Source organism: Roseomonas sp. 18066, assembly GCF_902706185.1.
GTDB lineage: Bacteria > Pseudomonadota > Alphaproteobacteria > Acetobacterales > Acetobacteraceae > Pseudoroseomonas.
This window is the reverse complement of sequence record NZ_CACSJM010000208.1, coordinates 1-8,739: the sequence shown is the minus strand read 5'-3', so window position 1 is coordinate 8,739 and position 8,739 is coordinate 1. Positions and strand designations below refer to the sequence as shown.

The 8,739-nt window shown below is 69.7% G+C and carries 7 protein-coding genes, 2 tRNA genes and 2 pseudogenes; 6 read left to right on the top strand and 5 right to left on the bottom strand.

Translation table 11 applies throughout. The features are described 5' to 3' along the window. Nucleotides 1-8: 8 nt before the first annotated feature. Nucleotides 9-98: pseudogene (locus GVN67_RS26625) on the top strand (imelysin family protein); the annotation flags it as partial. 108 nt (nt 99-206) lie between these two features. Here the strand turns inward: GVN67_RS26625 and GVN67_RS29815 are convergent. Further along, a pseudogene (locus GVN67_RS29815) lies at nt 207-416 on the bottom strand (hypothetical protein); the annotation flags it as partial. A 44-nt stretch (nt 417-460) separates the two neighbouring features. Continuing rightward, entirely contained in the window at nt 461-1,735 is a 1,275-nt protein-coding gene (locus GVN67_RS26620; protein ID WP_160000342.1) for an imelysin family protein, read from the bottom strand. 253 nt (nt 1,736-1,988) lie between these two features. On the opposite strand from GVN67_RS26620, the gene GVN67_RS26615 reads away from it, so the two are divergent. The 5 genes from GVN67_RS26615 (at nt 1,989) to GVN67_RS26595 (ending at nt 7,224) form a co-directional block, all read left to right on the top strand. Then, the gene (locus GVN67_RS26615) at nt 1,989-4,160 is read left to right on the top strand and encodes a TonB-dependent siderophore receptor (RefSeq protein ID WP_235035530.1); all 2,172 of its coding nucleotides are present in this window, start codon (nt 1,989-1,991) and stop codon (nt 4,158-4,160) included. Between the two features lie 95 nt (nt 4,161-4,255). Further along, a complete protein-coding gene (locus GVN67_RS26610) occupies nt 4,256-4,939 on the top strand; it encodes a Fe2+-dependent dioxygenase (protein ID WP_160000340.1) in 684 nt (227 codons plus the stop codon). Next, complete coding sequence (locus tag GVN67_RS26605) at nt 4,924-6,204, top strand: sulfite reductase subunit alpha (protein ID WP_160000339.1); 1,281 nt, start codon at nt 4,924-4,926, stop codon at nt 6,202-6,204. The genes GVN67_RS26610 and GVN67_RS26605 overlap by 16 nt, the downstream gene beginning before the upstream one ends. 253 nt (nt 6,205-6,457) lie before the next feature. After that, nucleotides 6,458-6,661 (top strand): hypothetical protein, encoded by a 204-nt coding sequence (locus GVN67_RS26600; RefSeq protein WP_160000338.1) that lies wholly within the window; start codon nt 6,458-6,460, stop codon nt 6,659-6,661. A gap of 362 nt (nt 6,662-7,023) precedes the next feature. Continuing rightward, nucleotides 7,024-7,224 carry a hypothetical protein gene (locus GVN67_RS26595; protein ID WP_160000337.1) on the top strand — a complete coding sequence of 67 codons (201 nt, stop codon included), beginning with the start codon at nt 7,024-7,026 and terminating at the stop codon, nt 7,222-7,224. Nucleotides 7,225-7,279: 55 nt separating this feature from the next. Here the strand turns inward: GVN67_RS26595 and GVN67_RS26590 are convergent. The 3 genes from GVN67_RS26590 to rodA form a co-directional block, all read right to left on the bottom strand. Beyond that, nucleotides 7,280-7,355, bottom strand: a tRNA-Lys gene (locus GVN67_RS26590). Between the two features lie 55 nt (nt 7,356-7,410). Further along, nucleotides 7,411-7,486, bottom strand: a tRNA-Lys gene (locus tag GVN67_RS26585). A gap of 77 nt (nt 7,487-7,563) precedes the next feature. Beyond that, complete coding sequence (gene rodA / locus GVN67_RS26580) at nt 7,564-8,709, bottom strand: rod shape-determining protein RodA (protein WP_160000343.1); 1,146 nt, start codon at nt 8,707-8,709, stop codon at nt 7,564-7,566. Between the last annotated feature and the right edge of the window lie 30 nt (nt 8,710-8,739).

The following is an 8,739-nucleotide window of genomic DNA, read 5'->3' as shown; positions in this document are numbered from 1 at the left end:
ATGTCACTATCGGCTACCACGCCATCGAGTTCCTGCTCTGGGGCCAGGACCTGAACGGCACCGGCCCCGGCGCCGGCGACCGCAAGTTCACCGACTACACCACGGCCGACAACGCGGAACAGCAGGGAGAGCGGCGGTTCCTCGCCGACGGGCATCGGGCCGCGGCCGTTGCGGGTGTGGCAGGAGGCGCAGGAGCGGGCGTTGTAGAGCGGCCCCAGCCCGTCCGAGGATTTGGTCGAGCTGGGCGCCTGGACCCAGAGCTTGCGGAAGATGCTGTCGCCGAGCCGGAAGTCCAGTCCTTGCCTGGCTTCCGGCTGGCGGTAGCTGTTGCGCAGGTCCTGGCTTTTGGCTGGCGCCCCACCGAGCAGCCATGCCGCCGCTGCCGCTGTTGCGAAGGTCTGAAAACAGCCGTTCATCAGAAAAAAGATGGGGGTTCGGGGGAATTCATTCCCCCGACCTTTTACTTAAAGACCTTGCTCGGATCATCCAGGCTGTCCGAGCCTTCCAGGCTGATGGCTGGCAGCTTCAGGGCGGCGACGATGCGCTCGATGGTGCGGGTCTGGGCCAGCAGGGCGTCGATGCCGGCCTGGAGGGTTGCGTTGCCCTCCTTGTTGCCTTCGGCGAGCATCTGATCGTAGGCCTCCTTCGTCGTGGCGCGCTGGACGATGGCGTCGAAGGCGGCTTCGGTCGCGGCGAAGCCGCTGTCCATTTCCTCGCGCAGGCGGCGGTCGGTGCGGTCGACCAGGTTGCGCAGGCTGGCGCCGCGGATGGTGGAACCGTCCAGGCGCCGGTATTCGCCGCGCCACACCGCGACCATGCCGCGGATATTGCCGCGGTGGCTGGCATGGGTGTTGTCGGAGAAGCAGTCATGCTCTTCCTCCGGGTCGTGCAGCATCAGGCCGAGCTTCATGCGCTCGCCGGCGAGCTCGCCGTAGGAGAGGCTGCCGATGCCGGTCAGCATGACGGTCAGCACCTGCCGCGGCTCGCTGGAGGCCAGGCGCTTGCGGATGGCGCCGCCCGGCAGCCATTGGTCGAGCATGTCCTGCAGGTCGCGCAGCAGCAGGTCGCAGACGATCTTCAGGTATTGGCCGCGGCGGTCGGCGTTGTCGGCCGTGGTGTAGTCGGTGAACTTGCGGTCGCCGGCGCCGGGGCCGGTGCCGTTCAGGTCCTGGCCCCAGAGCAGGAACTCGATGGCGTGGTAGCCGATGGTGACATTGGCCTCGACGCCGGCGGCCTCGTGCAGGCCCTCGATGAGCGCGGGCGTCAGGGTGGACAGGTCGCGGGTCTCGTCGCCGAACTTCAGGCTGCGGGAGGCGATGATGTTCGCCGCATAGAGCGGGTTCTCGTCGGATTCGGTGCCGTAGCGCGGGTCGACATAGTCGATCAGCCCTTCGTCCAGCGGCCAGGCGTTCACGCGGCCCTCGCGCTCGTCCATCTCGGGGTTGCCGAAGCGCAGCGCCTCGGTGGGCATATAGGGCTCGCGGGCCGCGATCCAGGCGCTGCGGGCGGCGGCGAGGCCGGCCTCCGAGGGGGCGGCCAGGAAGCTGGCGACCGCCTGGTGCAGCTGCTTCGCCGCGGCCAGCGAGTCCTCGAACATGGCCTGGCCGAGGTCGGCGTAGAAGCGGCGCACGGCGCGCTGCTCGGGGGCGGTGCCCTGGGCCAGGGCACGGCCGGGCAGGAGCGGCGCCATCAGCGGGGCGAGGAAGAGGCCGGCGGCCAGGCTGCGGCGCTGCATCGGGCGGTGCTCCTTGTTTTGCTTCAGGAAATCGCTGGGCGACCTTCCCTGCCGGCGGCCGCGAAGTCCAGCGCGGCGCGTCCGGGGAGGTATTGCAAAAAAGTCGCATTTGCAAGATTGCCGCAGCGCAGCGCCAAACGGGATTGACCGGTTACCAGGGGAAACATAAGGGACTGAGAAGCATTCTCATTCGCAGGATTTCCGCATGACAAGCGCAACCGGTTCCCGGACGGGGACGAATTCCGCAGCCTGGATGGCGGGCATCGCCCTCGGCCTGCCGGGCGCGGCGCTGGCGCAGGGCAGCGCCGGCACCGCGCCCGGCACTGTCCTGGGCACGACGTCGCTGCCCGCCGTCGACGTGCAGGGCTCGGCGCCGGCCAACACGCTGCAGCGCCAGGCCCCGGTCGGCCGCCTGCAGGGCACGGTGCAGGACACGCCGCAGACCATCAACGTGGTGCCGCGGGAGATCCTGGAGCAGCAGAACGTCACCACGCTGGAACAGGCGCTGCGCAACGTCCCCGGCATCACCGCCTCGATCGGCGAGGGCAATGGCGGCGTCAACGGCGACCAGTTCCGCATCCGTGGCTTCGCCGCCCAGAACGACATCTATGTCGATGGCCTGCGCGACTTCGGCGCCTATACCCGCGACGCCTTCACCTACGAGGATGTCTCGGTCATCAAGGGCCCGTCGGGCTTCGCGCTGGGCACCGGCTCGGTCGGCGGCGGCGTGGCGGTGAACACGCGGCTGCCGCAGCTGGGCAACAGCTATGGCATGACGGCGACCGGCGGCATGGGGCCGTTTGCCCGCGGCACGCTGGATATCAACCAGCAGATCGGCGAGACCAGCGCGATCCGGCTGAACATGATGGGGCAGTACAGCAGCGTCGTCGGGCGCAGCGACGTCGACAGCCGGCGCTTCGGCATCGCGCCGTCGATCGCCTTCGGCCTGGGCACCGACACCACCGTCTCGCTGCACTACCAGCACTACCAGTACAACAACACGACGGACGCCGGCATTCCGCTGGTGGCGACGCCGGGCAGCAGCATCACCCGCCCGGCCACCGAGTTCGGCCTGCCGCGCGGCACCTGGTACGGCACCGACACCGACCGCGACAAGACGACGGTGGACATGCTGACCGCCCGCGTCTCGCACAAGGCGAATGACTGGCTGACGCTGAGCAACGACACGCGGCTCAGCATCATCGACCGCGACTTCGCCTATTCGGTGGTCAGCTGCGACGCCACCTGCATCGGCAATTTCCGCGGCCGCCGCCCGGCCTCGGTCACGGTCAGCGGCGCCGGCGCGCCGTATCACCAGGAGAGCTGGGCGATCCAGAACGTCGCCCAGGCGACCGCCCGCTTCACCACCGGCGCCTTCCGGCACGAGCTGGTCGGCGGCATCGACGTCTCCTACGAGAATATCGACCGCACCGGCTACAGCTACCTGACCGCCCGCCCCACCGCCTCGATCTTCGGCGGCGACGGCGACCTGTCGCTGGCCCGGGGCGCTGCCAGCAACACCCGCGAGACCGGCATCACCACCTATGCCGCCTTCCTGAACGAGCGGCTGTGGCTGACGCCGGAGCTGTCGCTGATCGGCGGCGTCCGCATCAGCCGCTACGAGGTCGACCATGAGGCGGTGACGCTGGCGACCAACGCCCGCACCGACATCGACGCCAAGAACACCGTGGTCGACCCGCGCGCCTCGATCGTCTGGCAGCCGACGCCGACGCAGACCTATTACGGCACCTACTCGACGTCCACGACGCCGCCGGGCGCGCTGTTCACCACGCAGAACAGCACCGTCGGCGCCTTCCGCAACGACCTCGACCCCGAGCGCAACACGCTGTGGGAGCTGGGCGCCAAGGTCGGCTTCTTCGACAACCGCCTCGGCCTCTACGGCTCGCTGTTCCGCATCGAGAAGTCGAACGCCAACGCGGTCGACCCGGTCAGCAACGTCGCCTTCCAGACCAGCGACGAGCAGCGCAACCAGGGCGTCGAGATCGGCATCACCGGCCAGATCACGCCGGCCTGGAACATCATCGCCAACTACACCTGGATGGACAGCGAGACCCGCAAGTCCACCACGGCGGCGAATGTCGGCAAGCGGGTGCAGTACGTGCCGGAGAACGCGGCCGCGGTCTGGACCACCTATGAGATCAACAAGGGCCAGCCCTGGAACCTGACGGTCGGCGGCGGCATCACCTGGCGCGACCAGGTCTTCCTGAACGCCGCCAACACCGCCGAGGCGCCGTCCAACTTCTCGGTCGACGCCATGATCTCGCACCGGATCAACGACCGGCTGCGGGTGCAGGTGAACGGCTACAACCTGGGCGACGCGCTGAACTACGATGCCGTCTTCGGCAGCCGCGTCATTCCGTCGGCCGGGCGCACCGTGCTGTTCACGGTGGCGGCCGACTTCTGAGCCCGGCCCGAACTCCGAGGCCGGAACAGGGGGGAGCCGCATCGCGGCTCCCCCCTTGCTGCATGAACTGACCCATCGCCAGAGCGAGCCCGCCCATGCTGGTGCATATTCCGAATGTCCTGACCGCCGAGCAGGTCGCCCATTGCCGCCGCATCCTGGAGGAAGCCGCCTGGGTCGATGGCCGCGTCACCGCCGGCGAGCAGTCCGGCAAGGCCAAGCTGAACCTGCAGGTGCCGGAGAACTCGCCGCAGTCGCGCGAGCTCGGCGACATCATCCTGCAGGCGCTGGGGCTGAACCCGACCTTCACCAGCGCGGCGCTGCCGCTGCGGGTCTTCCCGCCGCTGTTCAACCGCTACGACGTCGGCATGACCTTCCACGCGCATGTCGACAACGCCATCCGCTTCGTCCCCGGCGCCAATATGCGCATCCGCACCGACGTTTCTTCCACCCTGTTCCTGACGGATCCGGAAGACTACGACGGCGGCGAGCTGGTGATCGAGGACACCTACGGCACCCAGCGGGTGAAGCTGCCGGCCGGCCACCTGGTGCTCTATCCCGCGACCAGCCTGCACCGGGTCGAGCCGGTGACGCGCGGCAGCCGCTGGTCGTCCTTCTTCTGGACCCAGTCGATGATCAAGGAGGACAGCCGGCGCCGCCTGCTGTTCGAGATGGACCAGTCGATCATGAAGATCCGCGCCGACCTGCCGGACAGCCACCCGGGCGTGCTGGGCATGACCGCCGCCTACCACAACCTGCTGCGCCAATGGGTGGAGATGTAACCATCTTCTCCGGGCTGTTCCGGCGGCGGCGGGCGGCCCCTGCCCCCGACCGGCGGCCCCTGCTGCTGGCCCATGCCAGCCAGACCGGCCTGGCGCTGCGCCTGGCCGAGCAGAGCGCCTCGGCGCTGCGCGCCGGCGGGGTCGAGGTTTCCCTGCGGCCGCTCGCCCAGCTCGACGCCGCGGCGCTGGCCCGGGCCGGGCGGGCGCTGCTCATCGTCAGCACCCATGGCGAGGGCGCGCCACCCGACGCCGCCCGCGGCTTCGCCCGCCAGGTGATGCGGGCGCCCGCCGCGCTCGCCGGGCTGGAGACCGCCATCCTGGCGCTGGGCGACAGCGCCTATCCCGATTTCTGCGCCTTCGGCCGGCAGCTGGCGGCCTGGCTGGCCCGCAGCGGCGCCCGGCCGCTGACGCCGCCCATCGAGGCCGACCGCGCCAGCGAGACGGCGCTGGCCGCCTGGCAGGCGCTGCTGGAACGGCTGGGGGCGGCCGGCGGCGTGCAGCTGTCGCCGGCGCCGATGCTGCTGCCCTGGCGGCTGGTGCAGCGCGACTGGATCAACCGGGGCAGCCCCGGCGCCGCGCTGTACCGGCTGCGGCTGACGCCGCCGGCCGCCCAGGCCTGGCAGGCCGGCGACCTGCTGGAGGTGCAGCCGCGCGGCGGGCATGGCGCGCTGCGCCGCTATTCCATCGCCTCGATCGGCGCCGAGGGCCATGCCGAGCTGCTGGTCCGCCAGCTGCGCGGGCCCGATGGCCGGCCCGGCCTGGGCTCCTTCTGGCTGACCGAGGGGCTGCCGCTGCGCGCCGCCATCGCCGGCCGGGTCATCGCCAATCCGGGCTTCCACGCGCCGCCCGATGGCTGCCCGCTGATCCTGCTGGGCAATGGCAGCGGCATGGCCGGGCTGCGCGCGCATCTGAGCCAGCGCATCGCCCGCGGCCAGCACCGCAACTGGCTGCTCTTCGGCGAGCGCAGCCGGGCGCATGACTTCCATGGCGGCGCCGAGATCGAGCGGTGGCGCCGCACCGGCTGCCTGGCGCGGCTGGACCTGGCCTTCTCGCGCGAGGCGCCCTGCCAGCGCTACGTGCAGCACGCCCTGGCCGAGCGCGAGCGCGAATGCCGCGCCTGGCTGCGCGACGGCGCGTGTCTTTACGTCTGCGGCGGCAGGGCGGGCATGGCGCCGGCGGTGCACGGGCAGCTGGAGGCCTGGCTGGGCGCGCCGGCGCTGGAGGCGATGGCGGCCGCGGGGCGCTACCGCCGCGACATTTATTGAGAAGCACCAGTCTTCGACGTCGCATTATTTTGCGACGCACAAATTGTTACCGTGCTCTTACCCAGTCCCTCGTTGCCAGCATGGTACACATTCGCTTTATACCTGCCGCCGCTGCTTGTTTCCGGGTTAGGGAACGGTCATCTCACCGCCGCCCCCCAGGTCCCTTCCAGGATCGCGCGGCACCTCCCGAACGCCTAGCCCAGCCACACGGCTGCCACCCCGGTCTGCACGGGGCAGCCCCAGGAAGTTTGTCATGATCAGATCCCGGCCCGTCGTCATCGACGGCCGTTTCATCGGCGTCGCGGTCACCCAGGAGGGCAGCTGGCGCTTCATCGCCACCGACCCGGCCGCGCGCGGCGCCGAAGGCCCGCTCTTCGCCAGCCTGCCCGGGCTGCAGCAGCGGGTGCATGCCGCGCTGATCGAAAGCCGGCTGCCGGCGATGCGCCGCGCCGGCTGAGCCGGGGCCCCGGCGCCACGTCGCCGGGTTTTTTAACTTATGAGGGGTTCCAGCGGGAACCCGCCGCCGCCGGGCCTGTTGCAAACTTCGTGGCCAGGCGACGATCCGGCTCCAGGGCACCCGTCCTCCGATCATAACTGCGCTATCACAGCGCCGCAGCGCCCCTGTGCTCACGGGGTTTTGCCAGCGATGCGAACAGCTTAGCCTCCCCTGCCGGGAAACCCTGCGCGGGACGTTTGCTTGCGCCGCGCGGTCTTGGCTTGCGCGCCGCGCGGCCGGGCTGCTGGTATGGCCGGGTGATTGCACGTCTCCCCCCCGGCGGCACCGCAGATCCCCGTCACCCCCGTGACTGGATCACCAAGGTGTCCGACCTCACCCTCTGCCTCAGCGGCTATCCGATCCGGATCCGGCTGCATATCGGCCGCGCCCAGCCCTACACGCTGGAAGTCGATGGCCGGGAGGGGCAGCCCTATTCCTCGCTGCAGCTCGCGCGCGCGGATGCGCTGCGGCGCGCGGTGGAATGGGATGACTGGATCGAGGCGGCGGAGGCCCGCGCCTTCTGATTGCTGAGGCAGCTGCCTGTCATCGCGATCGTCGGGAGAGTGTCAGGGGACAGGTTGGTGGGCGCACTAGGGCTCGAACCTAGGACCCGCTGATTAAGAGTCAGCTGCTCTACCAACTGAGCTATGCGCCCCAGCCTTGAAGAAACCCGAAGGCGCCTTCCTGGCATGACCGGTTCCGAGGTGGGTTGGTGGGCGCACTAGGGCTCGAACCTAGGACCCGCTGATTAAGAGTCAGCTGCTCTACCAACTGAGCTATGCGCCCCACCGCTGCGGGGCTCGGTCGCCGCCCCGCTCAGGTGAGGCGGGCTTTTACCCCATCCCCCGCCAAGCGCAAGCCCTTCAGTCGCGCGTGGCGCTGAATTCTGCATTGCGATGCACCCAGACCGACATCAGCAGGCCGAAGCCCAGCATGGTGGTCAGCATCGCCGAGCCGCCATGGCTGATCAGCGGCAGCGGCACGCCGCCCACCGGAATGCTGCCCGTCACCATGGCGATGTTGACGAAGACATAGAGGAAGAAATTGACGCCGAGGCCGATGGCGACCAGCCGGCCATACTGGTGGCGGCAGCGCATCGCCACCAGCAGCGCGAAGCCGACGACCAGCGCCAGCAGCGCCAGCGTCGACATGGCGCCGACCAGGCCGAATTCCTCGGCCAGCATGGTGAAGATGAAATCCGTCTGCTTCTCCGGCAGGAAGTTCAGGTGGCCCTGGGTGCCCTGCAGGAAGCCCTTGCCCCAGATGCCGCCCGAGCCCAGCGCGATCTTCGACTGGATGATGTTGTAGCCGGCGCCGAGCGGGTCGCTCTCGGGGTCGAGGAAGGTCTGGATGCGGGCGCGCTGGTAGTCGTGCAGATGCTCATAGGCGATCGGCGCGATGCCGCCGGCGGCGCCGATCAGGATGGCGAATTTCCACCAGCGCACGCCGGCCGCCCAGAAGATGGCGCCGCCCACCATCAGCGTGATCAGCCCGGTGCCCAGGTTCGGCTGCTTCAGGATCAGCCCGACCGGCACCAGCGCCGCGATCACCGGCGGGATCAGGAACAGCGGGTTGCCGACGCGCTCCCAGCTCGCCCGGTGGAACCAGTGGGCCAGCGCCAGGACCAGCATGATCTTCATCAGCTCGGAGGGCTGCAGCTGGATCGGACCGAGCTCGATCCAGCGCTGCGCCCCCTTGCCCACCTGGCCATGCACCGCGACCAGCACCAGCAGGCCGAGGCCGAACAGCCACCCGGCCCAGGACAGCCGCGCGATCACCCGGATGTCGATCATGGCGATGGACAGCATCATCACCAGGCTGAAGCCGAAGCGCAGGGCGTGGCGGCTGGCATAGGGCTCGGCCGCGCCGCCGCCGGCGGAATAGAGCGCGACATAGCCGACGGCGGCCACCGCGCAGAGCAGCAGGACGAAGCTCCAGGGGATCAGCCACAGCTTCTCCAGCACGCCGGCGCCGCGGTCGCGGGTCAGCAGGCGGCGTTCGAAGACCATCATCGACGGGGCGTCTCCGGGGGGCTGGGC

Bases quoted from the DNA above. Each gene is read 5' to 3' on its own strand.
- GVN67_RS26620 (WP_160000342.1), bottom strand. From the start codon at position 1,735: ATGCAGCGCCGCAGCCTGGCCGCCGGCCTCTTCCTCGCCCCGCTGATG.
- GVN67_RS26615 (WP_235035530.1), top strand. From the start codon at position 1,989: ATGGCGGGCATCGCCCTCGGCCTGCCGGGCGCGGCGCTGGCGCAGGGC.
- GVN67_RS26610 (WP_160000340.1), top strand. From the start codon at position 4,256: ATGCTGGTGCATATTCCGAATGTCCTGACCGCCGAGCAGGTCGCCCAT.
- GVN67_RS26605 (WP_160000339.1), top strand. From the start codon at position 4,924: ATGGGTGGAGATGTAACCATCTTCTCCGGGCTGTTCCGGCGGCGGCGG.
- GVN67_RS26600 (WP_160000338.1), top strand. From the start codon at position 6,458: ATGATCAGATCCCGGCCCGTCGTCATCGACGGCCGTTTCATCGGCGTC.
- rodA (WP_160000343.1), bottom strand. From the start codon at position 8,709: ATGGTCTTCGAACGCCGCCTGCTGACCCGCGACCGCGGCGCCGGCGTG.